Genomic DNA, 24569 nt, shown 5'->3' on the forward strand with positions numbered 1-24569 from the left:
TGGCGTCGGGATGGCCTTGTTAATCCTGGGTTTGCGCCTTAGCTATCGACGCATGGCCAGCGCCCCCGCCCTGATCGACGGCCATGGCCGCCACATCACCTATCTCCGGATATCGGTCACCGATCGCTGCGACTTGCGCTGCCGATATTGCATGGGCGACGACATGCGCTTCATGGCGCGCGAACGGTTGCTTTCGGTCGAGGAGATCGCGGCCATCGCCGACGCGTTCATCGCGCGGGGGGTGCGGCGCATCCGCCTGACCGGCGGCGAGCCGCTGGTGCGGGGCGAGACGATGGCGATCGCGCGAATGCTGGGCGCACGGATCGGCGGCGGCCTGGACGAACTGACCATGACGACCAACGCCACGCGGCTTTCCGATCATGCGCAGGCACTGGCGGATGCGGGGATGCGGCGGATCAATGTCAGCCTCGACAGTCTGAACCCCGACACGTTCCGGCACATCACCCGCCACGGCGATCTTACGCGCGTGCTGGACGGCATCGCCGCAGCAAAGGCGGCGGGGATTGCGGTCAAGATCAACGCGGTCGCACTCGCCGATATGAACGAAGCCGAAATCCCGGATATGCTCGCCTGGTGCGTGGATCAGGGGCATGACCTCAGTCTCATCGAAACCATGCCGCTGGGCGCGATATCGGAGGATCGCGCCGACCGGTTCGTGCCACTGACCCGCGTGTTCGACGCCCTCTCGTCACGGTTCGCGCTGGTCCGCGACACGCATCGCACCGGCGGCCCGGCACGCTATTGGCGCGTCGGCGACAGCGGGACGCGACTGGGCCTGATCTCTCCGCTTACCGCCAATTTCTGCGACGGCTGCAACCGCGTGCGGCTGGATGCAGAGGGGCGATTGCACCTTTGCCTGGGCAATGAAGGCCATGTCGATCTCAAGACCGCATGGCGACAAGGCGGCGCGCAAGCGCTTGACGCGGCGCTCGACGCGGCGATGATCGCCAAGCCCGCCGCCCATGATTTTCACATCGAGCGGGGATCGCGCCCCGCCGTTCAGCGCCACATGAGCGTTACCGGGGGATAGACTTGCGCCGCGCACTTTTAGCATCACCGACTGCGCCGGCGCAGGCCGCCGAACGCGATCTGCGCGACGCCTACCCCTGGGTGCCGCTGGATGAGGCGGAACAGGTCGTGGCACTGGGCGGCGACGGCTTCATGCTGCAAACGCTGCACACCATGATCGAGGCGCGCAGCAGCGTGCCCGTGTTCGGGATGAATCTGGGCACCATCGGCTTCCTGATGAACGACTGGCACCTGGCGGGGCTGGACGAACGGCTGGCGCGTGCGAAGCCATTCCGCGTGTCGCCGCTAGAGGCCACGATCGAGACCGTGAATGGCGACCGCCGCGTGCTCGCCGCGATCAACGAAGTGTCGATGCTCCGCGAAACCCGCCAGACCGCAAAACTCGAGGTCACAGTCAACGACCGCGTCGTCCTCCCCGAACTGGTGTGCGATGGCATTCTGGTGGCAACCCCGGCGGGGTCGACGGCTTACAATCTGTCGGCACATGGCCCGATCCTCCCGCTCGGCTCCAACCTGCTCGCGCTGACCCCGATCAGCCCGTTCCGCCCCCGGCGCTGGCGCGGCGCGATCCTGCCGGAAAAGGCACGTATCGGGTTGCGCGTGCTGGAAGCGGACAAGCGCCCGGTCAGCGCCGTCGCCGACCAGCGCGAGATCCGCGACGTCGCGCGCGTCGATATCGCGATCGACCGGATGCGCGCGCTGACCCTGTTGTTCGATCCCGAACACGCGTTGGATGAGCGGATCACGATGGAGCAATTCATCGCGTGAAGGGTCTTGCATCGCAAATCTGAGCGGTTATAGACCCGCGCACGGCATCATTCCCTGATAGCTCAGCGGTAGAGCTCTCGACTGTTAATCGAGCGGCCGTAGGTTCGAATCCTACTCAGGGAGCCACTCTTCGTGGCCGAAATCGCATCCGCATCGCGATTATTTCCGTATTTCCAAATCTGTATCAACCTGAACCCCCGCTTTGTTCATTGGCGGGCAATCGGATTTGTGGCACCTTCTGCCTCAAATGGATCGGCAGCACGATTACGGATGCCGGACGTTGAATTCGTCATGAACTTAATTAGCCGGCTCGCCGCATTTCCGCCGCGTCCGGCGATGGAGGTATCGACATGCGTACCCACCGCGCCAAGGTTCTTGCCGCCGTGCTGCTTGGCAGCGCGGTGCTTGCCGCCTGCGCCACCCCAACCCCGTACCGTCCGTTAACCGGTAGCGGTGCCTATGCGACCGGCTATTCGGACACGAGGATCGAATCGAACCGCTATCGCGTCAGCTTCGCGGGCAACAGCCTTACCCAGCGCGAAACGGTGGAGCGCTATCTGCTGTTCCGCGCGGCGCAACTGACGCTCGAACAGGGCGGCGATCATTTCGTGCTGGTCGATCGCGACACCGAACCGCGCACCGACGTCTATTCGACGCCATCCGCATTCGGCGGCGGACCCTGGGGCGGATGGAGCCCCTATTGGAGCTATTACCGGCCCAGCTTCGGCTGGCGTCGCTGGAGCCCGTTCTGGGGTGATCCGTTCTGGGATCGCGGAGTCGATGTTCGCAGCGTCACCCGCTACGACGCGACCGCAGAAATCGTCGTGGGCCGCGGTCCGAAACCCGCGAGCAACGTCCGCGCCTTTGATGCACGCGACGTGATCGAAAATCTGGGACCGGGGATCGTGACGCCGCAACCGCGCTGATCGATCGGACCTTCTGATACAGGAAACCCTCCGCCGGGATGCCGACGGAGGGTTTTTCTTTGTGCGTTTTCCCTCCCCGTTCGTGCTGAGCTTGACGAAGCGCCGTCCTTTCTTCGCGCCGAGAAAATCAGCATCTCGAAAGGCTCAATGCGAGCGGGTTTAGGCCGATCGACCTGCAGTCCAGACCTCGCCCCAAGCCCACCCGTCACCCCGGCCGCAGTGCCGGGGTCCACCGGGCGGCAGGCGCAACGCTCGTCGTTCGACCCCGCGCAAGCCGCTTAGTGGACCCCGGCACTGCGGCCGGGGTGCCGGAGTAATTTTGCTGCATGTCGATTTGGCCTCATAAGCCAATCGGTATTACGCCCCCTGCAACGCCCCGTGGCAGTGCTTGTACTTGCGCCCCGAACCACACGGGCACAGCGCATTGCGCTGAACCCGGCCTTCCCAGGCCGCGGGGTCGTCGCCCAGATCTTCCGCTCCCTGCGGGATCACTTGCATCGGCGGCAGACGCGTGCCGATCATGCCGCTGCCCGCATCGAAATCGTCGCTGTTATCCTCGCCCGTGAACGGGTCGATGTGCGTGGTGATGAAATCGGGCAGATCGGGCAGCGGCGGGGGTGCCGCCATGCGGAACTGCGCCAGCGCCATCACGCGCGTCACATCCTCGCGGATCGACGACAACATGCGTTCGAACAGCGCGAACGCCTCGTGCTTATATTCGTTGATCGGCGTTTTCTGGGCATAGGCGCGCAGATGGATGACCGCGCGCAACGCGTCGAGCGTCGCCAGATGCTCCTTCCACTGATGATCCAGATTCTGGAGCAGGATCGATTTTTCGGTCGCGCGACGGCTTTCGTCGGGTAGTTCCGACAGCTTGCCCTCGACGAGCGCATCGGCCTGCTCCTGCAAGCGCAGCTCGATCGTCTCTGGCTCGATCGCTTCCTCGTCTGCAATCCACTGCTCGATCGGCGCGTCGATGTTGAGCACGTCGAGCGCCTTCTGCTTCAGCCCGGCGACATCCCACTGCTCGGGATAGCTTTCGGGCGGGCAGTGATCGGCAACAATCGCGTTTACCGTCTCGCGGCGCATATCGACGACGACGTCATCGACCGTGTCGGCGTCCATGATCTCGGCGCGCTGTTCGTAGATCACCTTGCGCTGGTCGTTCATCACGTCATCATATTCGACGACCTGTTTGCGCGCTTCATAGTTGCGCGCCTCGACCTTCTTCTGCGCGGTCTCGATCGCCTTGGTCAGCCACTTGCTGCCGATCGCCTCGCCATCGGCGATGTTGTTGCGCATCATCTTGGCGAACAGCGTATCGGGTCCGAAGATCCGCAGCAGATCGTCGTCGAGGCTGAGGTAGAAGCGGCTGAGGCCGGGATCGCCCTGACGACCCGAACGCCCGCGAAGCTGGTTGTCGATACGGCGCGATTCGTGGCGTTCGGTGCCCAGCACGAACAGACCGCCCGCCGCCAGCACCTGTTCGCGCTCTGCTGCGATTTCCGCCCTGATCCGCTCGATCGCGGCATCGCGCTCTAGGCCTTCTTCCATATCGGCCAGTTCGCCATCGACCCGGAATTCGAAATTGCCGCCAAGCTGAATGTCGGTGCCGCGACCCGCCATGTTGGTCGCGATCGTCACCGCGCCCGCGCGGCCCGCCTGCGCGACGATATGTGCTTCCTGCTCATGGAATCGCGCGTTCAGAACCGCGTGCGGCACGCCTTCTTGTTGCAGATATTCGGACAGCATTTCGGACTTTTCGATCGACACCGTGCCGACCAGCACAGGCTGACCCTTTTCGGCATGAACCTTGATCGACCGCGCGATGGCGATGAACTTGTCCTGGATCGTCTTGTAGAATTCGTCGTCCTCGTCGACCCGCTTGACGGGCAGGTTGGTCGGGATGGTGACGACGTTCAGCTTGTAGATGCTGTGGAATTCCCCCGCTTCGGTCGCGGCGGTGCCGGTCATACCCGACAGCTTGGGATACATGCGGAAATAATTCTGGAAGGTGATCGACGCGAGCGTCTGGTTCTCGGGCTCGATCTTGACGCTTTCCTTGGCCTCGACCGCCTGATGCAGCCCGTCCGACCAGCGCCGCCCGTCCATCATCCGGCCGGTGAATTCGTCGATGATGACAACCTTGTCGTCCTTGATGATGTAATCGATGTCGCGGCGGAACATCTTGGTCGCGCGCAGCGCGTTGTTCACATGGTGGACGACCTGAGTGTTTTCGAAATCGTACAGGTTCGATCCCTGGAGCAACCCGGCATCCTCCAGCAGGCGTTCGACTTTTTCGGTGCCGTCTTCGGTCAGGATGATCGACTTGGACTTTTCGTCCTTTTCGTAATCTTCGTCCACCAGCTGCGCGACCAGCGCGTTGACCGACACGTAAAGCTCGCTGCGATCCTCGGTCGGGCCGGAGATGATCAGCGGGGTGCGCGCCTCGTCGATCAGGATCGAATCGATTTCATCGACGATCGCGAAGTTGAAGGGCCGCTGCGTCATCGACGCGCGATCATACTTCATATTGTCGCGCAGATAGTCGAAGCCGAATTCGTTGTTCGTGCCGTAAGTAATGTCGCTGTGATACGCTTCGCGACGCTCGTGATCCGACAGGTCGGGCACGATCACACCGACGCTCATCCCCAGGAAGCGATACACCTGCCCCATCCACTCGGCGTCGCGGCGGGCGAGATAGTCGTTGACGGTGACGACATGCACGCCCTTGCCCGGCAGCGCGTTCAGATACACGGCGAGCGTCGCCATCAGCGTCTTGCCTTCGCCCGTGCGCATCTCGGCGATTTCGCCGCGCTGGAGGACGAGGCCACCGACGAGCTGCACGTCGTAATGCCGCTGGCCCAGCACGCGCTTCGACGTTTCGCGCACCGTGGCGAAGGCTTCGGGGATCAAAGCGTCGAGCTTTTCGCCATTTTCCAGTCGCTCGCGAAAGCGCTGGGTCTGGGCGGCAAGGTCTTCGTTCGACAGGGCTGCGATCTGGTCTTCGAACCCGTTGATCTTGTCGACGATCTTGCCGAGCGAAGCGACATAACGGTCGTTGGCCGACCCGAACATGGATTTGGCAATGGCGCCGAACATGGGCGTTTTCCTGATGATATGAGAATATGGGGGTGCCGCCGCGCCGTAAGGCGGAATACGACGGCGATGCTGGGGTCGGCACGCGGTCAGCCGCGCGCGAAATGCGCTATTCGAGCGCGGAGTCGACGATCTGGCGAACCGGAAGCGCGGGCGCGGTCATCGCCAACGGCGCACCGGGTGAAACCTGCGCGAGCGAAGGCAGCGGGCTGGCAAGCACGCGGTGGCCGCTGACGACCGCCGCGGCCGCGCGCTGGACGATGGCCTCTGCCACCGCCTGGCTCTGCTGGACTTCGGCCGCCGGAATCCCGCGCGCACCCGCCATCGCACCGGGCAGGCCCGACAACATGGCTAGGAGGATGAGCAACAGGTTCAAAGGTCTGGTTCGTCCAATTTTCGGCACGGGCAACCGCGCCAGCAACGCCCGACATAGGAAGTCGTTGCCGCTGCGTCCAATCCTAATGCGCGAGGTCACCCGCCATCATTCGTGCGAAATCACAATCGGCCCCCACCCACACCGTCACCCCGGCCAAGGTGCCGGGGTCCACCGGGCGGCAAATGCTAAGACAAGAAGCGCTGACGCTGCGCGAGCGGCACAGTGGACCCCGGCACTACGGCCGGGGTGACGGGGGCGGCTCCGAGCGCTACTTCATCAGCCGAGCGATCGCCTTCTTGGTCGTCGGGCCATAGGGCGGCTTAAGCCCACCCAGCTTGGCCACATCCAGCTTCGATTGCTGGAACACGCTGCGCGCATGGCTGAACGTCCGGAACCCGTCATGCCCGTGATAACTCCCCATCCCCGACGGCCCGATACCGCCGAATGGCAGCTCCTCCTGACTGACATGGAAGACCACGTCGTCGAGCGTCACCCCGCCCGAAATGGTGCGGTCGAGCACGCGGCGTCGCTCGTCCCCGTCCGGACCAAAATAATAGAGCGCCAGCGGGCGGTCGCGGCGGTTCACTTCGCCAATCGCGTGGTCGATCCCGGCATAGGTCCGCACCGGCAGGATGGGGCCAAAGATTTCCTCCTGCATTAACGTCATGTCGTCGGTCGCGCCGCGGACGATGGTCAGCGGCATCTTGCGGCTGTTCGACCCGCCGAAATCCTCGTTCGCAGGATTGACGGTGATGACCTCCGCGCCTTTGCCCCGCGCATCGTCGATCCAGTCGGACAGGCGCTGGTGATGCCGATCGCTGATGATCGCAGTGTAATCGGGATTGGCGAGCAAGGTCGGATACATCGCCGATGCCGCAGATTTCAGCCCTTCGACTGCCGCCGCTTCCTGATCCTCACGCACCAGCATGTAATCGGGGGCGAGACATATTTGCCCGGCGTTGAGCATCTTGCCCATCGCGACGCGCTCGGTCGCCTTGGCGACGTCCGCGCCCTTGCCCAGAATGACGGGCGATTTGCCGCCCAATTCCAGCGTCACCGGCACCAGATTGTCGGCGGCGGCGTGGAGGATATGCTTGGCGATTCCGGTCGCGCCGGTGAAGATCAGGTGATCGAAGGGCAAGGACGCGAACGCCTTTCCCACCTCCGGCCCGCCGCTGACGAATGCCAGTTCGCTGTCGTCGAAGAATTGCGGCGCGACCTCTTCGAACAAGGCGGCGACCGTCGGTGTGAATTCGGACGTCTTGACCATCGCCCGGTTGCCAGCCGCGAAGATCCCCGCCAGCGGCCCCATCACCAGATTGACCGGGAAGTTCCAGGGCGAAATCACCCCGACCACCCCCTTGGGTTGATACTCGATGCGCCCTTTCGCGCCGAGCAGCCCCAGCGGGAATAGCACCGGGCGCCGTTCGTCGCGCATCCATTTGTCGACATGGCTGCGTGCATGTTTGAGCGGTGTGATCGACGCCGCAATGTCGGTGATCATCGATTGTTCGCGGCTGCGATGGCCGAAATCCTCGGACAGCGCGTCGCAGAAGCGTTCGCCATTGGCGTCGATCATCGCAATGGCGCGGCTCAGCCGGTCCTTGCGCGTCGCGGCGGTGACAGGGAGCTCGTCCATGAAGGCCGCGCGCTGCGTTGCGAGTATGTCGTTCAGATCAGCCATTCGCGCCACTCCCCTGCTCGCCGCCGCCCGGCTCGGTCTTGCGGATCAGATACCGGTATACGCCAAAGATGTTGATCCCGAACAGCACCGCATTCTGCGTGCCGAGCGCGCCGTCGCCTGCCATCACCGACGCCACAATCCACGCGATCGACGATCCGACGAAGATCACGAATCCCCATCCCGTCACCCGCCGCCCGCTGTCGAGCGACACCATGAAGGCGGCAATGATGCCGCTGATCGTTGCCGCCCATTTGATGCCCTGCACCAGCGGATCGTCTTCCATGCGCCTTTTCCTTTACCCCCGTTGGAACGCCCCCAACGCCGCCTTCGTTCGAAGGGTCCGCTTGCAAAAGCATGTCGGCTTGGTGAAAGCGGGCGAAACAGTTTTTGGGGAGCCCCGCCATGTCCGCCGATCCGATCGTCATCCTGTCCTATGCCCGCACGCCGATGGGCAGTTTTCAAGGGTGCCTGTCGGGCGCGAGCGCGACAGAATTGGGCGCCGCCGCCGTGCGCGGTGCACTGGAACGCGCCGGGGTGAGCGGAGAGACGATCGAGCGCATCTATATGGGCTGCGTGTTGCCCGCCGGATTGGGCCAGGCCCCCGCGCGTCAGGCCGCACTCGGCGCTGGCCTGCCAAGCCATGTCGAGGCCACGACGCTCAACAAGATGTGCGGCAGCGGGATGCAGGCCGCGATCATGGCGGCAGAAGCGCTCGGCGCAGGTTCGGTTGACCTGATGGTCGCAGGCGGAATGGAGAGCATGACCAACGCGCCATATCTGTCGATGCGGCACCGTGCGGGTGCGCGGATCGGGCATGACAAGCTGATGGATCACATGTTCCTCGATGGCCTGGAAGATGCCTATGAGCCGGGGCGCGCAATGGGCAGTTTTGCCGAGGAAACCGCCGCCGAGTATCAATTCACCCGCTCCGCGCAGGACGATTATGCCGTCGCCAGCCTGGAACGGGCGCAAAAGGCGCAGAAATCGGGCGGCTTTGACCGCGAGATCGTCGCGGTCGAGGTGAAGGGGCGCAAGGGTAGCGAGACGATCAGCCTCGACGAACAGCCGCTGAAGGGCGACGTCGCCAAAATCCCGACGCTCAAGCCCGCTTTTTCAAAGGACGGCACGATCACCGCCGCCAACGCCTCCTCGATTTCCGATGGCGCTGCAGCGCTGGTGATGACGCGTCAGTCGGTCGCGGACAAGCTCGGCATTCAGCCGGTGGCACGCATCGTGTCCCATGCGGCGCACGCCCATGCCCCTGCCCGCTTCACCACCGCGCCCGTCTCCGCCATGCAAAAGGCGCTCGAAAAGGCGAACTGGCAGACCGGCGACGTCGATCTGTTCGAAGTCAACGAAGCCTTTGCCTGCGTCGCGATGATCGCGATGCGTGACCTGTCGATCGGGCATGACGTCATCAACATCCATGGCGGCGCGTGTGCGCTTGGCCATCCGATTGGCGCATCGGGCGCGCGGATCATGGCGACATTGCTATCGGCACTTGAAACCAACGGACAGAAGCGCGGCCTCGCCTCGCTCTGCATCGGCGGGGGCGAGGCGACCGCCATCGCCGTCGAGATGATGCGCTAAGGACGCGAGGGGGTGCCGCTTCTGATCGATCCCGCGCTTGCCAGCACATTGGTGTTGGTCGGCGCGTTGGCGCTGTTCGTCACGGACAGGGTGCGTCACGATCTGGTGGCGTTGCTCGCGCTCATCGCCACGATCGCATTGGGGCTGGTCGCACCGCGCGAAGCATTTTTAGGATTTGCCGATACCGCCGTGATTACGGTCGCAGCGGTTCTGGTGATCGGGCGAGCGATCGAACTCTCCGGCATTGCCGCTGCCGTCGCCCAACGGATCATTCCCGAACGTGCGGGCTTCACGCTCAGCCTGACGATGCTGCTGGTCGTCGCCGCGTTTCTTTCGGCGTTCATGAACAACATCGCCGCGCTCGTCATCACCATGCCGATCGCGACGGGTATTGCGCGCCGCGCAAAGATGACACCCGCCGCGACGCTGATGCCACTGGCATTCGCCACCATTCTGGGCGGCACCACCACCTTGATCGGCACCCCGGCCAACCTCATCATTTCGTCCGCGCGACGCGAGCAGGTCGGTGAACCGTTTGGGTTCTTCACGATGACGCCCGTCGCAACCATCGTGTGCGCGGTCGGCATCCTGTACATCGTCCTGATCGGATGGCGGCTGTTGCCCGGGCGCCGAACCGAGGAAAAGGAGATCAAGCCGCCGTGGCGGGTCTTCGAATTGACCGTCCCCGGCGGGACGATCGCGCGCACGCTGGCGGATTGGAAAGACGATCTGCGTCTGGTGCCTGCACGACTTCTCGCGTTGTTCCGGTATGGCAGGCGGCAGTCGCTGAACGGCGACACCATGGTCGAGCCTGGGGATCGGATGCTGATCCTGTCCCGCACTGCCCAACGCGCCGTTGCGGAACAGACTGAACTCGAATCGCCCTATGCCACCGATAGCGATACCGAAGTCACGGCACGCGTCGCGGTGGCCCACGGATCGTTCCTGATCGGGATCAGCCACGAAGATGTCCGGTTGCGCAGCGATGGAAAGCTGCGCGTCGTCGCGGTGGGCCCGCGCGCCGCGCGGGAAAAAGTGCCGCTGGCGATGATGCGGATCCAGGCCGGGGACCAGTTGTTCGTTCGAGGCGAACCCGCCGACATCGCCGAATTCATGGCCCGCGCTCGGTTGCTGGAGATCGATCGGCTCGACCAGCGATCGCTGCTGTTCGGCAAAGCCGCGCCGATCATCGGCATCTTTGCGTTCTCGATCGGATTGGTGGTTGCAGGTGTGCTTCCTGCGGCGGTCGCCTTTGTCGGGGCGGCGGTGCTGCTCGCCTTGCTCAGGCTAATCCCGTCGGAGGAAAGCTATTCGGCGATCGACTGGCCCGTGATCGTCCTGCTCGGTGCGATGATCCCGGTCGGGCAAAGCTTCGAGACCAGCGGTGCTGCCGATATCGTTGCGACTTGGTTGAGCGAAAACATGGCAGGGCAGACGATGTTCGTCGTGCTGGCCGCGATGACGTCGCTCACCATCCTCCTGTCGATGTTCATCAACAACGTGGCGACCGCCGTTATCGTGGCACCACTCGGGATCGGCGTGTCGCGCACCTTGGGGATCGATGTCGATGCGATGCTGATTGCGATTCTGATCGGCACCTCTGCGGATTTCCTGACCCCGATCGGACATCAGAATAACGTGCTGGTGATGGGACCGGGCGGATACAAATTCACCGACTATGCCCGGATGGGCGCGCCTTTGGTGGTGATCGTCGTGATCGGGTCGGCTGCGCTGCTGAGTGCATTCTATGGGTGAGATGAACCAGACTTCGTCGTTGCGAGCGAAGCGTAGCAATCCATCGATCCGCTTGCTGCCCTGGATTGCTTTGCCGTGCTCGCAATGACGGGCAAGTAAGGATTGCTCGTCTTCCTAAAGCCGCTCGCCGGGATCGACGCCCCATAGCCGTGCCTGCTGGACATATCCGCTGCGACGCCCGACTTCATAGCGGCACCAGCCGCGATCGCAGTCGCTGATCCGTCCGACCACGCCGGGGGCCGCGCGCCAGTTGATCCGGGCACCGGGCGATGCCGATGCGCGCATTTCGATCGCCTGACCAACGACGATCGCGGTGCGCCGGTCGGCCAGCAACCCGACCTGCATCCAGCCTTGCGTGCCGCCGGGATCCTCGACCTTGCGCCAGTCCTTATAGATATCGACGACCTTGATCGGCAGGTCGGCGCGGCGATATTCCCAGCTGACCGGATAATTCTTTCCCGGTCCGGTGCGCATTCGCGCTTCGCTTGCCGAGACGGAGGCATAATAAGGCGGCTTGCGGCGTTGCGCATCGGCAGCGTCGATCGCGACCAGCGACAGGCAAGCGACCCCGCTTATGATTGCCGTCCATCCGACGCTGCGCATTCAAATCCCCTTTGTCTCGTGACTTAGCCCTAACGCCGAAACCGCGAACGGTTCAACCGTTGACTGGGGCCGATGCGCGCCGCATCGATACAGGATGGAACAGCGCCCGCCCCTCGCCCGTCCTGCCATCGTCGTCACCCGTGGCCTGCCCGACCGTGTCGAGGCCCGTATGGCGGAACTGTTCGACGCGACCCTCAATCCCGAAGATATCAAGCTGGACCGGGAAGCGTTGCTGAACGCGGTCGCCGATTGCGACGTGTTGGTCCCCACCGTCACCGACATGATCGACGCGGAACTGATCGCGGCGTCCGGCGATCGGTTGAAGCTGATCGCCAATTACGGCGCGGGCGTGAACCATATCGACCTGAGGGCTGCGCGCGCGCGCGGGATCGTCGTCACCAACACGCCAGGCGTGCTGACCGAGGATACTGCCGACATGACGATGGCGCTGATCCTGTCGGTCCCCCGCCGCCTGGCCGAGGGCGAGAAACTGGTCCGCTCGGGCGAATGGAAGGGCTGGTCGCCGGGCGGGATGTTGGGGCACCGTATCGGTGGCAAGACGCTGGGGATCATCGGCATGGGCCGGATCGGCCAGGCAGTGGCGATGCGCGCGCGCGCGTTCGGGCTGTCGGTCCACTATCACAACCGCCACCGCCTGCCTGCGGTGCTGGAGGCGCAACTGGCCGCGACATGGCAGGAAGATTTCGACGACTTGCTGCGCGCAGCCGATATCGTCACCATCCATACCCCGCTCAACAGTGATAGCCAGAACATGATCGACGCGCGTCGCATCGCGCTGATGCAACCCCATGTCTTCGTTATCAATGCGTCACGTGGCGGGATCGTCGACGAAGAGGCACTGGTCGAAGCATTGGAAGCTAAGCAGCTTGCCGGTGCAGGCCTCGACGTGTGGCAGCATGAACCAGCGATCGACCCGCGGCTGCTGGCGCTGCCCAATGTCGTGATGACCCCTCACATGGGTTCGGCCACCTATGAGGGCCGAGAGGCGACCGGCGACAAGGTCATCGCCAATATCCGCATCTGGGCCGACGGACATCGGCCGCCAGATCAGGTGCTGGAGGGCTGGTTGCCACCGCGTTAACCATGCGGGGTAACGCTCTGATTTCAATCGGCTGATACCGGTATCCCATTCGGTATATCGTCGAGCGTCGGAGCAACAGTTATCGTCAAGCAGCGCGAACCACGACGCAAGGTGCTGGTGAACGCGCGGATGCGGGTCGGCACCGATTGGCGCGACGTGTCGATTCGCAACGTGTCCTCGCGCGGTCTGATGCTCGTGTCCGACGAGCCGCCGCCGCCTGGTGCCTATATCGAAATTCGCAAGACCTTCATGACGATCGTCGCGCGCGCGGTCTGGGCACGCGACGGTTTCTTTGGCGTGCGAACGCAGGACGACATCGATTTCGACGAGTTGATGGAAAATGCCAAGGGACCACCCAAGGGATGGAAACCCGGCATGGACCGCCGAACGGGCGACCGCGTCGCCGCGCACCGCCCGGCGGAGACGGCGGAACGGGGTCGGCAATTCGCGCGTGTGTTTCAATTCGTCGCGATCACCGGCGCGGTGGTCGGGGTTGCGGCGCTGCTCGCGCTTAGCCTGTGGGAAACGCTGATGCGCTTCGTGGAACCGGTGACCACCGCGCTGGGGTAGCGCTCAAGCTGGCCGCTCGCTTTTTTCACTCGCCCACCCCGTTCGTTTCGAGCGAAGTCGAGAAACGCTTACTGGTCGTTTGTCCCACGTTTCTCGACTTCGCTCGAAACGAACGGGGATGGCGCCACGGGAGCCCGGATCAGTCTCCAGTCAGAATCCGATCGACCAGTTGCTTCACGGTCGGCACGAAGCCGTTGGAATAAAACGGATCGCGCTGAAAATTGAACGCCGAATGCCCGGCGAACATCAAATTCTGATCGGTGTCGCCGCCATGCGCGATATCCTGCAACGTCTTTTGTATGCAGAAGCTGCGCGGATCGGCCAGCCGCCCGGTCGAATTGGTCTCGCTGTCCTTCCACGACGAAAACGCGCAGTGCGACAGGCACCCCATGCAATCGGCCTGGTCCTTTCGGATTTCGGCCTTTTCGGGCGGCGTCACGAACACCAGAGTATTGTCGGGCGTCTTCAGCGCATCGGTGAAGCCCTGGCCGAACCATTCGCGCGCACGCAGCAGGTCGCCGCGCGTCACCCAGAAATTCTTGCCCTTCACCCCCACGTCGAGCTGGAACAAATGATCGCCCGCCTCCTGCGTCGAAAACGCGATCTGGCGTTCCGAACGCCCTTCCAGGCTGCGCAGGAACGGGTTGCGTACCGCGCTCGAATAGAAACCGGTCGGCGAGAACTGGTGCAACAGCACATCGCCTTCCTGGATTTCCATGAGCTTGGTCTTCCAGCCTTCGGGGATGGGGCTTTCCTGCGTCAGCAACGGCCGGGTGCCGTACTGGAATGCGATCTGACCAAGTTCGGGATTGTCGATCCAGTTTTCCCAGTCGCGCAAGTACCAGACGCCGCCTGCCATCACGATCGGCACGCTGTCGGCGATGCCACCTTCGCGCATCGTTTCGCGCAGTGCCTTAACGCGCGGATAGGGGTCTTGTGGGGCGCGCGGGTCTTCGGCGTTGGACAGGCCGTTGTGACCGCCCGCGAGCCACGGGTCTTCGTAGACAACCGCCGACAAATATTCCGCCGCCTTAGAATAAGCGCGCTTCCAAAGCGCGCGGAAAGCACGGCCCGAACTAACGATCGGCAGATAGCTGACATTGTACGACGCCGCGATCTCGCTCAACTTGTAGGGCATGCCCGCGCCGCACGTGACGCCCGCGACCATGCCGCGCGTGCGCTCCAGCACACCGTGGAGGATGGGCTGAGCGCCGCCCATTTCCCACAGCACGTTGATGTTGATCGCGCCCTTGCCGTTCGACATTTCATAGGCGCGCTTCACCTGCTCGACGGCACCGTCGATGGCATAGGTGATCAATTCTTCATGCCGCTCGCGCCGGGTCAGCGCCTTATACACCTGGGGCACGATCTTGCCCTCGGCATCGTAACTGTCGGCGTTGACTGCGCTGACCGTGCCGATGCCGCCCGCTGCTGCCCATGCGCCGGCCGATGCGTGGTTGGTGGCCGACACGCCTTTCCCGCCTTCGACGAGGGGCCATACTTCCTGGCCGTTATAGACGATGGGCTTCAGGCCTTTGAACACGCAACCTCCGACAGAACATATGTTTGGACGTGACCCTAGCGCGATTGCCGGGTCGAATCGAGTTTTATGGCGTCAACCGAGCGCGCCCGGCTTCCCGACTATATTCGAGTAAAGTGCGCCGTAAGATGCGATCATCGCCTTTTCATCGAAAACGGCACTCGCCCGCTTGCGGTTCGCCTCGCCGATCTGGGCACGCACTTCGGGGTGTTTGGCGAGCGCATCGAGGCGGTCACGCAAACGAACCGCGGTCCAATCCTTCGATACAAACGGCTGATTGTCCTCCGACACCATCGCATGAATATCACCCACCGCAGGCGATACGATCGGCAGACCCGCCGCCATCGCCTCCATCACCGCGATCGGCTGCTGTTCGGACTTGGAAGTCAACGCAAAGATATCGAAATTGCCGATGTAACGATGCGGTTCGGGCAGGAAACCCGGCATCAGCAATTCGTCCTCGAACCCCATCAGCTCCGCTGCTTCGAGAATGTTTTCGCGCTCCGGCCCTTCGCCGATGATGACGACGCGGACCTTGGCGTTCATGCCGGCGGCGGCGCGTACCAGCATCGGCAAATCCTTGACCGCGCGCAGACCTGCGACGGTGCCGACCACGATCTCTCCGGGCTTGCGCTTGAAGCCGGGGATCGCCTTGGGATCGGCGCGCTTTGCGTATAGCCCGGTCGGGATGCCGTTGGAGATGCGATGCACCTTGCCGGCAGGCTGTTTCCAGTAACGGGTCGCGATCGCCTCCAGCCGGTGCGACGGCACCACCAGCGCATCCGCCGCACCCAGCGCCATCCGGCGATACAGGTTGCGGACATGGCTCAACCGCACCGCTTCATCGGCGTTGAACCCATCCTCGTGATGGACGATCGGCGGCAGCGCGCCTGGCTTCGTTCCAAACACCCGCTTGGCCATCACCCCGTCGACCGCGCCCCAATTATAGGTCAGCACCAGATCGAAGCGCCGCATGTAGCGGGCAATCGCCTCGTATCGCTTGACCGAAGGCTTGCCGGTCAACGGCGGCGGGTCCATCTCGATTTCCCACTTGATACCCTTGGCGATCAAGCTGGAGGCACTCGTTTCTCCGGGCACACCCGACACGATGGTATGCCGCGCTTTGTTGCCGAATGCGTTCATCAGCCGGACCGCGCGTGCTTCCTTGCCGCCGCGACCAAAGCTGGAGTGGAGATGGAGAATGTTGAGCGCCATGTTGGCGGTTGCCCTTAACGGGTGATCCGGGGTTCGTCACCTGTCTAGCGGCTATCCCGATACACCTGCGAAAGGAGAAGCGTTGGCGGCAAACGCCAGCGCGGGTTGCCAAGGGCTCCCGCTGCCGCAGGAGTACGCCCGGCTTATGGCGTGCGGGCGGCGACCTTCGCCAGCAGCCGGTCGATCGCTGCCACCGCCTCGGGTTCCTCCAGCGTCGGTGCGTGGCCGATGCGCGGGATCGTCACGAGTTCGGCCTGTGGTGCGCGTTCGATCATCGCCTGCGCCCCGTTCGCGTTCAGAATGTCCGACTTCTCTCCTCGCACGACCAGCATCGGCACATCGCCCATCGCGTCGAACGCGCGCCACATGTCGGGCCCCGCCTCGCTTCCGGGTAGTCGGAACGGTTCGGCGATCTTCATGTCGTAATCGAGCACGATCCGGCCTGCCGAATTAAGACGGTGGAGCCGCTTTGCCATCACCAGCCAATCCTCGATCCCGTAATCGGGATAAATCGCGGCATTCGCTTCCTGTACCCCGCGGGCGGCGTGCATCCAGGTGGGATAGGTGGCGGGTCTGCCGACGTAGGTGCGGATGCGGGCAAGTCCTTTCGCGTCGAGATCAGGCCCGACATCGTTGAGCAGCACGCCGGCGAAACGCTTTCGTGCCGTCCCCGCGAGCAGCATCGTCAATATGCCGCCTAACGAGGTGCCGAACGCGACGATCCCCGGCAGCGCAAGTTCGCCGAGCAGCGCTTCCAGATCCTGCACATAGGTCAGCGGGACATAGGTCATCGGATCCTTGGCAAACGCGCTTTCGCCGCGTCCGCGCAGATTGACGACGATCACCCGCCAGTCGCCGGCGAGCCGCTCTGCCACACCCTCGAAATCTCGGACGTTGCGTGTCAGTCCGGGCAGGCACAGGATCGCAGGACGATCGGCCCGCCCGGCATAGTCGCGATAATGAAGCCGCAGCCCGTCATTCGACCACCAATAGCCATCGACATAGGGGACCGTGGCGGCGGGCGGGTTGCGCGTGGACAGCATTGCCACCCATATCGCCGCATGGTCATTCCCCCGCAAGCCTTGCCTTCATCCGCCTCCTATCGCCCCGATCCCGCGATCCTGACGCTGGGCGACGGGTTTTTCGATGCGGTCGAAGCCGCCGATTTCCCGCAAACGGTCTTGCGCTACCGCAATCAGCGCTGGGCCGAGGGCGTCGGGCTGGGCGCGCTGACGGACGCCGACTGGCTTACGCATTTCGGGCGGTTCGCACCCCTCCCCGACAATCTCCCGCAACCGCTGGCGCTTCGCTATCACGGGCATCAATTCCGCACCTACAACCCCGACATCGGCGATGGACGCGGGTTCCTGTTCGCCCAGATGCGGGATGACGGCGGACGCCTGCTCGATCTGGGCACCAAGGGATCGGGGCAGACACCCTATAGCCGCTTCGGCGACGGGCGACTGACGCTGAAAGGCGGCGTCCGCGAAGTGCTTGCGACCGAAATGCTCGAGGCGCTGGGGGTCAACACGTCGAAGAGCTTTTCGCTGATCGAAACCGGCGAGGCGCTGGAGCGCAATGACGAGCCCTCGCCCACCCGTTCCGCGGTGCTGGTCCGGCTCAGCCATAGCCATATCCGCATCGGCATGTACCAGCGGCTGGCCTATTTTCGCGACGAAGACGGCTTGCGGAAACTGGTCGATTACACGCTGACGCAACTTTTCGACGAAACGCCTGGCGACGACGCGCCCGTCCGGCTGCTGTCGCTGGTCGTCGAGCGTACCGCAAGACTTGCCGCATCCTATATGGCGGCGGGATTCGTCCATGGCGTGCTCAACAGCGACAACATCAACGTGACGGGCGAGAGCTTCGATTACGGCCCGTGGCGCTTCGCCAAGGCCTGGGATCCGGCCTTCACTGCCGCCTATTTCGATCATGCCGGGCTCTACGCCTTTGGACGTCAGCCAGAGGCCATTCACTGGGATACGATGCAACTCGCGGTCAGCCTGCGCCAGTTGGTTGAGGCCGAGCCGCTGATCGCGGCGCTCGATACGTTCGGCGACCATTACCAGCCGGCCATCGGCGATGCGTTGCTGTGGCGGCTTGGCGTCAAGCCGCGCGAGGTCGAAGAAAACCGGGCGCTGGTGCAGAGCGTCGAACGCGGATTGCGCATCAGCGGCGTCACGCTCGACCGTTTCTTCCACGAAAGCTTCGGCGGACAAATTCCCGACGACATGCCTGGCTTCGACGAAGCCCGCGCCGCCCTCGCCCCCTACGCACCGCGCAAGGGCCGCGGCCATCCACATTGGTCGGACACCCCATGCGATCTCCACATCGAAACCGTCGAGGGCATCTGGTCGGCGATCGACACCCGCGACGACTGGACACCCCTCCACGCCAAGATCGCGCAAATCCGCGCGCTGGGCGAGGCGCTGGCATGACGCCACATCTTTCATCGCCCCGAATTTCGTGCAATTGCGAGCAGATATGAGCGGACAGGAACTGATCTCCACCGAACCGGCGACCGGCGCGATCCTCTGGCGCGGCGTGTCGGGCAATCCCGATGCCGAAATAGCCGCGGCACGCGCAGGCTGGGTCGAATGGGCGGCCAAGCCGCTCGCCTTCCGGATCGAAACGCTGCGCCGCTTCGCCAATGTCGTCCGCGCCAAGACCGATGCCTTTGCCGACATCATCGCGCGCGAAACCGGCAAGCCGCTATGGGAAGCGCGCACCGAAGTCGAAACCGTGATCGCCAAGGTCGATATCTCGGTCACTTCCTATTCCGAGCGCACGGGCCAGCGGCGGCAGGAGGCCGCAGGCGGTCGCCTCTCGGTGCGTCACAAGCCGCACGGTGTGCTGGCGGTGCTCGGCGCGTATAATTTTCCCGCGCATCTGCCCAACGGACACATTGTCCCCGCCCTGCTGGCGGGCAATGCGGTAGTGTTCAAACCGAGCGAGAAAACGCCCGCAAGTGGCGAGTTTCTAGTCGAATGTTACCGCCAGGCGGGAGTGCCCGAAAACTGCATCCGGCTGCTGCTGGGTGGCGTCGATCAGGGCAAGGGATTAGCTGCACATCCTGATATTGACGGCCTGCTGTTCACGGGGTCGGCACGCACCGGCATCGCGCTCAACCGCCAGTTCGCGGCCCAGCCCGAAAAGATCCTCGCGCTGGAAATGGGCGGCAACAATCCGATCATCGTGTGGGACACGCCCGACCTCTACACCGCCGCGGTGCTGGTCGTGCAATCGGCCTTCACTTCCGCGGGCCAGCGTTGCACCGCTGCCAGCCGGTTGATCGTCGATCAGAAGCTAGCCGAGCCGCTGCTGGCAGAGATCGACAAGATCGTCTCGCGTATCATCATCGGCGAACCGCATGCCGACCCGCAGCCCTTTATGGGGCCAGTGATCGACAATGATACCGCCGACATGCTGACCGAAAGCTTCCTGACGCTCTCGACGCGGGGCGGGCGGCCGATCAAACATATGCGCCGCCTGATGGACGACCGCCCGTTCCTGACCCCCGGCCTGATCGACATGACCGACGCCAGCGAACGCCCCGATATCGAATTGTTCGGTCCCCTGCTCCAAGTGATCCGGACGCAGGATTTCGACGAGGCGATCAGCCACGCCAACGACACGCGCTACGGCCTGTCGGCGAGCCTGATCAGCCAGACGCCGCAACTGTACGACCGGTTCTGGGCGAACATCCGCGCCGGGATCGTAAACTGGAACAAGCCGACCAATGGTGCGTCGTCCAGCGCACCGTTCGGCGGCATCGGCTGGTCGGGCAATCACCGGCCCAGCGCCTATTATGCCGCGGATTACTGCGCCTATCCCGTGGTTTCGTCCGAGTCCGATCAGGCGCGCGCATCGATCGGCATCGGCTTGCGCGACGGCTGATCTAACTTCACAGCGGATTTACGGTGAGCGGCGGAATAGATTGAAACTGGACGATTTATTATCGGCGTTACCCAGCGTCGTTTGAACCGCTTCATCACCCGTGCCCACCGGCTCCAGCATGAAGCCCGCAATTGCCTGGCCATTGCCGTTTCCCAATCCGGCGATTTCAGCGCCGACCTGATCGACGAAGCCGTGCAGCTGAATGCGCGCGCCTGCGAACTGGCGCGGGGTAATGCGCATCACGCTGCACGCGTGCCCTCCGACGCCAGTTTATTGATACTTCGTCATTCCCGCGAAAGCGGGAATCCATATGCCTCGGCATCGGTTATGGATTCCCGCTTTCGCGGGAATGACGGCTCTGGCTAGTGTCGAAACCTAGGTTTTCATCCTCGACCCAAGTTTGGCTAGGCGTTCCCCAAGCAACCATCATTTGAGATGACTCGTGGTCGCGCCCATCTCCCTTTCATGGCTAGTCTCCTCGATCCCAACGCGCGTGGCCGCGTCATTCTGGTCGGTGCCGGTCCGGGCGATCCCGGCCTGCTGACCGTCCGCGCCGTCGAAGCGCTGAAATCCGCCGATGTCGTCGTCCATGACGGGCTGGTCGATTCTCGCGTGATCGACATCGCGCCACCGCACGCGCTGCGTATATCCGTCGCCAAGAAACGGTCGCGGCATACCGTGCCCCAGGACGGCATCAACGCGCTGATCGTCGCGCATGTGAAGCTGGGCCAGCGCGTCATCCGGTTGAAGGGCGGCGATCCCTTCATTTTCGGGCGCGGCGGCGAGGAAGTCGAAGCGGTCCGCGCGGCGGGCTTGCCGGTCGAGGTCATTCCCGGCGTCTCTGCCGCGCTCGGCTGCGCGGCGCAGGCAATGCTCCCCCTCACCCACCGCGACTGGTCGAGCGCGGTCAGCTTCGTCGCGGGGCAGTGCAAGGGATTGTCCGAACAGAATTGGTCGGGGCTAGCGGGCAAGGGCCGCACGCTCGTCATCTATATGGGCGTCGCGACCGCCGCCGATATCGCCGACAAACTGATCGCCGATGGCGTCGCCCCCGACATGCCGGTTGCAGTGCTGGAAAAGGGCACCTGCGATGGCGCACGGGCGCTGCGGACATTGCTTGCCGATCTCGGCCCGATGGTCGGTCGCGAGGACGTGCAGAGCCCGGCGATCATCGTCGTCGGCGAAGTGGCGCTGCTCGCCGACGCCGAGGATAAACTGTTGAGCTGGGCCAAGGCAGCCGAGGCGATGGCGTCATGAAAATCCTGACCGGAAACGATCTGGGCACAGGCGATGTGGTGTGGTGGAACGGTCAAGGCTGGTCGCGCCATGTCGAGGATGCGATCGACGTCGGCGAAGGCGGCGAAAGCATCGCCCGCGCCGAGGAAGGCGCGCGCCGCGTCAACGTCCCCTATGTCATCGACGCGACCGCAACGCCCGAGGGGCCGCGGCCTGCGCATATCAAGGACCGCGTCCGCGCGCTCGGCCCGACGGTGCGGCCCGATCTGACGCTGAAACCTGCCGACCCCCACGCCGGCAACTGGGTGATCTGATGTATAAATATGACCAGTACGACCAGAGCATCGTCGATGCCCGCGTCGCCGAATTCCGCGATCAGGTGGAACGCCGTTTGTCCGGCGCGTTGTCGGAGGAGCAGTTCAAACCGCTGCGGCTGATGAACGGGCTCTACCTTCAGCTCCACGCCTATATGCTGCGCGTTGCGGTGCCCTATGGCACGCTCGACAGCCGCCAGATGCGGATGCTGGGGCATATCGCGCGCAAATATGATCGCGGATACGGTCATTTCACCACGCGACAGAACATCCAGTATAACTGGATCAAGCTGGACGAGGCGCCCGATATCCTTGCCGACCTCGCCTCGGTCGAGATGCACGCGATCCAGACCAGCGGCAATTGCATCCGCAATATCTCCTCCGATCAGTTTGCCGGAGCCGCCGCCGATGAGGTGACCGATCCGCGCCCATGGGCCGAACTGATTCGCCAATGGAGCAGTTTTCACCCCGAATTCAGTTATTTGCCGCGCAAGTTTAAGATCGCGGTGATCGCCGCGACTGAGGATCGCGCGGCGATGCGGCTCCACGATATCGGCATAGAGATCGTGCGAAACGCGGACGGAGAGTATGGCGCGCGCATCTTCGTCGGTGGCGGCATGGGCCGCACGCCGATGATCGCGCCCGAAATCAAGGCCTTCGTGCCGATTGCTGACTTGCTGTCTTATCTCGAAGCGTGCCTGCGCGTCTACAATCGCCACGGCCGCCGCGACAATATCTACAAGGCACGGATCAAAATCCTGGTCGGTGACCTCGGGCCGGAAGAATATGCGCGTCAGGTCGAAGAGGAGTTTGTCGCGGTAAAGGCGCTCGGGATCGATCCGCCCCAGGCTGAATTCGACCGCATCGCCGCCTATTTCGCCGACCCCGCGTTCGAAACCGATGCCCCGACCGACATCGACCGCAGCGACCCCGATTTCGCGGTGTGGATCGATCAGAATGTCGTCGCGCACAAGGCATCCGGCTATTCGATCGTCACGATCAGCCTGAAACCGACCGCGGGCATTCCCGGCGACGCGTCTGCCGATCAGATCGACCTGATGGCCGATCTCGCGGAACGCTACAGCTTCGACGAATTGCGCGTCACACACGCCCAGAACATCGTTCTGCCGCATGTTCGCACCGCCGATCTATACGCGGTGTGGACGGCGCTGAACGAAGCCGGGTTGGCGGACGCCAATATCGACCTGATCAGTGACATCATCGCCTGCCCCGGCCTGGATTATTGCAGCCTGGCCAATGCACGTTCGATTCCCGTTGCGCAGAAGATTCAGGCGCGTTTCGCCGATCTGGGGCGTCAGCGCGAATTGGGCGAACTGAAGCTCAAGATTTCGGGCTGCATCAACGCTTGCGGCCACCATCATGCCGGGCACATCGGCATATTGGGCGTCGATCGCAAAGGCGTCGAAAACTATCAATTGCTGTTCGGCGGATCGGGTGCCGAGGATGTCAGCCTCGCCAAGATAACCGGCCCCGGTTTCTCGGAGGACGGCATCGTCGATGCGATCGAAAAGGCGACCGATGTCTATTTGCGCGAACGCGAGGGCGGCGAACGCTTCGTCGACACCTATCGCCGCGTTGGAATGCAGCCGTTCAAGGAGGCGATTTATGGGTGATTTCCTCCGTTATCGCGACGATGCCGCGCATGAAGAACCCGCCGTCACGCTCGACGCGTTCCTGACCCAGGACGATGCAAGCGCGGTGCGACTGGAAGCTGGCGAGGACGCGCGTGCGTTGATCCCGCACTTGTCGCGGCTTGAGATGGTGGAGGTGGCCTTCCCCGGCTATCGCGACGGTCGCGGCTACACCGCTGCGCGCGTGCTCCGCGAGAACGGCTATACCGGCGAGCTCCGCGCGCAGGGCGACGTACTGGTCGATCAAATTCCATTCATGCGCCGCTGCGGCTTCGACAGCTTCGCACCCGAAGCGCCTGTCGACGAAGCCGTGCTAGCGCGCGCGCTCGACCGCTATGACTATCTCTATCAATCGGCGGCGGACGGCGTCGTGCCGGTGTGGAAGCTGCGGCATGGCTGAGGCAACCGCGCGCCGCATCGACGTGATCGACACGCGTCCCCGCTTCACCGCGGCGGACGCGCACCGGCTGAACAACATGTTCCGCGGGGTCGATACGCAAGAGATGCTGCGCACGGTGCTGGGCGAAAACATGCTTGGCGATGTCGCGGTCGTATCATCGTTCGGCGTGGAATCGGCAGTGCTGCTCCACCTGATCGCCTCGGTCGATGCCAGCGTGCCCGTCTTGTTTCTGGAAACCGGCAAGCATTTCCCCGAAACCCTGGCGTATCGCGATGAACTCGTCGATCGACTGGGGCTGACGGGACTGCGCAACTTACACCCCGATCCGGACATGCTGGCGAAGAAGGACGAGAACGGCCTTCGCTGGTCCTACGACCCCGACGGCTGCTGCGAAATTCGCAAGGTATTGCCACTCGAAAAGGCCCTTGCCGGGTTCGACGCCACATTTACCGGGCGCAAGGCATTTCAGGCCGCAACCCGCGCGACTTTGCCGCGGTTTGAACTTGACACCTCGGATGCCGCCGGTCGGCTGAAGGTCAACCCCATCGTCACATGGTCGCGTGAACAGCTTGACGCCTATTTCACCGAACACGATCTGCCGCGCCATCCGCTCGAAGATAAGGGCTACCCCTCGGTCGGCTGCGCGCCCTGCACCAGCAAGGTCGCGCCGGGTGAAGATCCACGTTCAGGCCGTTGGCGCGGTTGGGAAAAAACCGAATGTGGTATTCACACGCCAATCCCGGACGGCGATCCCGATCAGCCAAGTTTCTGAGCCTCCCGCCGTGTTTG

At 63.4% G+C, this 24569-nt stretch carries 23 protein-coding genes and 1 tRNA gene; 15 read left to right on the top strand and 9 right to left on the bottom strand.

The features are described from left to right. Positions 1–52 precede the first annotated feature (52 nt). The 4 genes from moaA (at position 53) to ENHY17A_RS13285 (ending at position 2744) form a co-directional block, all read left to right on the top strand. A complete protein-coding gene (moaA, locus tag ENHY17A_RS13270) occupies positions 53–1051 on the top strand; it encodes a GTP 3',8-cyclase MoaA (protein WP_159713403.1) in 999 nt (332 codons plus the stop codon). Beyond that, positions 1048–1818 (top strand): NAD kinase, encoded by a 771-nt coding sequence (locus ENHY17A_RS13275; RefSeq protein ID WP_159714651.1) that lies wholly within the window; start codon positions 1048–1050, stop codon positions 1816–1818. The genes moaA and ENHY17A_RS13275 overlap by 4 nt, the downstream gene beginning before the upstream one ends. Positions 1819–1869: 51 nt before the next feature. Continuing rightward, a tRNA-Asn gene (locus ENHY17A_RS13280) sits at positions 1870–1944 on the top strand. A gap of 224 nt (positions 1945–2168) precedes the next feature. Beyond that, positions 2169–2744, top strand: coding sequence for a CC0125/CC1285 family lipoprotein (locus tag ENHY17A_RS13285; protein ID WP_159713405.1), 576 nt, complete (start codon positions 2169–2171; stop codon positions 2742–2744). A 357-nt stretch (positions 2745–3101) separates the two neighbouring features. Here the strand turns inward: ENHY17A_RS13285 and secA are convergent, their stop codons facing one another. The 4 genes from secA to ENHY17A_RS13305 form a co-directional block, all read right to left on the bottom strand. Then, entirely contained in the window at positions 3102–5846 is a 2745-nt protein-coding gene (gene secA, locus ENHY17A_RS13290) for a preprotein translocase subunit SecA (RefSeq protein WP_159713414.1), read from the bottom strand. A 106-nt stretch (positions 5847–5952) separates the two neighbouring features. Beyond that, entirely contained in the window at positions 5953–6219 is a 267-nt protein-coding gene (locus tag ENHY17A_RS13295; protein WP_159713416.1) for a hypothetical protein, read from the bottom strand. A gap of 268 nt (positions 6220–6487) precedes the next feature. Further along, positions 6488–7903 (bottom strand): coniferyl aldehyde dehydrogenase, encoded by a 1416-nt coding sequence (locus ENHY17A_RS13300; protein ID WP_159713418.1) that lies wholly within the window; start codon positions 7901–7903, stop codon positions 6488–6490. Then, positions 7896–8186 (bottom strand): hypothetical protein, encoded by a 291-nt coding sequence (locus ENHY17A_RS13305; RefSeq protein ID WP_201296405.1) that lies wholly within the window; start codon positions 8184–8186, stop codon positions 7896–7898. Before ENHY17A_RS13305 ends, ENHY17A_RS13300 begins: the two co-directional genes overlap by 8 nt. A 119-nt stretch (positions 8187–8305) precedes the next feature. On the opposite strand from ENHY17A_RS13305, the gene ENHY17A_RS13310 reads away from it, so the two are divergent. Together ENHY17A_RS13310 and ENHY17A_RS13315 are read left to right on the top strand one after the other, a co-directional pair. Then, positions 8306–9493 (top strand): acetyl-CoA C-acyltransferase, encoded by a 1188-nt coding sequence (locus ENHY17A_RS13310; protein ID WP_159713420.1) that lies wholly within the window; start codon positions 8306–8308, stop codon positions 9491–9493. A 12-nt stretch (positions 9494–9505) separates the two neighbouring features. Further along, positions 9506–11248 carry an SLC13 family permease gene (locus ENHY17A_RS13315; RefSeq protein WP_236547977.1) on the top strand — a complete coding sequence of 581 codons (1743 nt, stop codon included), beginning with the start codon at positions 9506–9508 and terminating at the stop codon, positions 11246–11248. Between the two features lie 114 nt (positions 11249–11362). Here the strand turns inward: ENHY17A_RS13315 and ENHY17A_RS13320 are convergent, their stop codons facing one another. Next, positions 11363–11851, bottom strand: coding sequence for an SH3 domain-containing protein (locus ENHY17A_RS13320; protein ID WP_159713422.1), 489 nt, complete (start codon positions 11849–11851; stop codon positions 11363–11365). A 94-nt stretch (positions 11852–11945) separates the two neighbouring features. Here ENHY17A_RS13320 and ENHY17A_RS13325 point away from each other — a divergent pair, with 94 nt between their 5' ends. Beyond that, positions 11946–12953 (top strand): 2-hydroxyacid dehydrogenase, encoded by a 1008-nt coding sequence (locus ENHY17A_RS13325; protein ID WP_159713424.1) that lies wholly within the window; start codon positions 11946–11948, stop codon positions 12951–12953. A gap of 81 nt (positions 12954–13034) precedes the next feature. Further along, complete coding sequence (locus tag ENHY17A_RS13330; protein WP_328799153.1) at positions 13035–13523, top strand: PilZ domain-containing protein; 489 nt, start codon at positions 13035–13037, stop codon at positions 13521–13523. A 139-nt stretch (positions 13524–13662) separates the two neighbouring features. Here the strand turns inward: ENHY17A_RS13330 and ENHY17A_RS13335 are convergent, their stop codons facing one another. From ENHY17A_RS13335 to ENHY17A_RS13345, 3 genes are all read right to left on the bottom strand, one after another. Then, a complete protein-coding gene (locus ENHY17A_RS13335; protein WP_159713428.1) occupies positions 13663–15066 on the bottom strand; it encodes an NAD(P)H-dependent flavin oxidoreductase in 1404 nt (467 codons plus the stop codon). A 72-nt stretch (positions 15067–15138) separates the two neighbouring features. Then, positions 15139–16278 (bottom strand): glycosyltransferase family 4 protein, encoded by a 1140-nt coding sequence (locus ENHY17A_RS13340; protein WP_159713430.1) that lies wholly within the window; start codon positions 16276–16278, stop codon positions 15139–15141. Between the two features lie 143 nt (positions 16279–16421). After that, positions 16422–17321 carry an alpha/beta fold hydrolase gene (locus ENHY17A_RS13345; protein ID WP_159714660.1) on the bottom strand — a complete coding sequence of 300 codons (900 nt, stop codon included), beginning with the start codon at positions 17319–17321 and terminating at the stop codon, positions 16422–16424. Positions 17322–17339: 18 nt separating this feature from the next. Between ENHY17A_RS13345 and ENHY17A_RS13350 the strand changes: the two genes are divergently transcribed. After that, positions 17340–18719, top strand: coding sequence for a protein adenylyltransferase SelO family protein (locus ENHY17A_RS13350; protein ID WP_159713432.1), 1380 nt, complete (start codon positions 17340–17342; stop codon positions 18717–18719). A gap of 46 nt (positions 18720–18765) precedes the next feature. After that, a complete protein-coding gene (gene astD / locus ENHY17A_RS13355) occupies positions 18766–20178 on the top strand; it encodes a succinylglutamate-semialdehyde dehydrogenase (protein ID WP_159713434.1) in 1413 nt (470 codons plus the stop codon). Between the two features lie 18 nt (positions 20179–20196). On the opposite strand, the gene ENHY17A_RS13360 is transcribed toward astD, so the two are convergent. Continuing rightward, positions 20197–20421, bottom strand: a complete 225-nt coding sequence (locus ENHY17A_RS13360; RefSeq protein WP_159713436.1) for a hypothetical protein — start codon at positions 20419–20421, stop codon at positions 20197–20199. Between the two features lie 222 nt (positions 20422–20643). Between ENHY17A_RS13360 and cobA the strand changes: the two genes are divergently transcribed. From cobA to ENHY17A_RS13385, 5 genes are read left to right on the top strand one after another with little or no spacing between them, the layout of a single operon-like run. Further along, on the top strand, positions 20644–21435 hold the full coding sequence (gene cobA, locus ENHY17A_RS13365) for a uroporphyrinogen-III C-methyltransferase (RefSeq protein WP_159713438.1): 792 nt from the start codon (positions 20644–20646) through the stop codon (positions 21433–21435). Then, positions 21432–21728, top strand: a complete 297-nt coding sequence (locus ENHY17A_RS13370) for a DUF2849 domain-containing protein (RefSeq protein ID WP_159713440.1) — start codon at positions 21432–21434, stop codon at positions 21726–21728. The genes cobA and ENHY17A_RS13370 overlap by 4 nt, the downstream gene beginning before the upstream one ends. Continuing rightward, positions 21728–23362, top strand: coding sequence for a nitrite/sulfite reductase (locus ENHY17A_RS13375; protein WP_159713442.1), 1635 nt, complete (start codon positions 21728–21730; stop codon positions 23360–23362). The genes ENHY17A_RS13370 and ENHY17A_RS13375 overlap by 1 nt, the downstream gene beginning before the upstream one ends. Beyond that, positions 23355–23780, top strand: coding sequence for a DUF934 domain-containing protein (locus ENHY17A_RS13380; protein ID WP_159713444.1), 426 nt, complete (start codon positions 23355–23357; stop codon positions 23778–23780). The genes ENHY17A_RS13375 and ENHY17A_RS13380 overlap by 8 nt, the downstream gene beginning before the upstream one ends. After that, positions 23773–24552 carry a phosphoadenylyl-sulfate reductase gene (locus tag ENHY17A_RS13385; protein ID WP_159713446.1) on the top strand — a complete coding sequence of 260 codons (780 nt, stop codon included), beginning with the start codon at positions 23773–23775 and terminating at the stop codon, positions 24550–24552. Before ENHY17A_RS13380 ends, ENHY17A_RS13385 begins: the two co-directional genes overlap by 8 nt. The last annotated feature ends 17 nt before the right edge of the window (positions 24553–24569 follow it).

The organism is Sphingomonas sp. AX6 (genome assembly GCF_902506605.1).
Taxonomy (GTDB): Bacteria; Pseudomonadota; Alphaproteobacteria; order Sphingomonadales; family Sphingomonadaceae; genus Sphingomonas.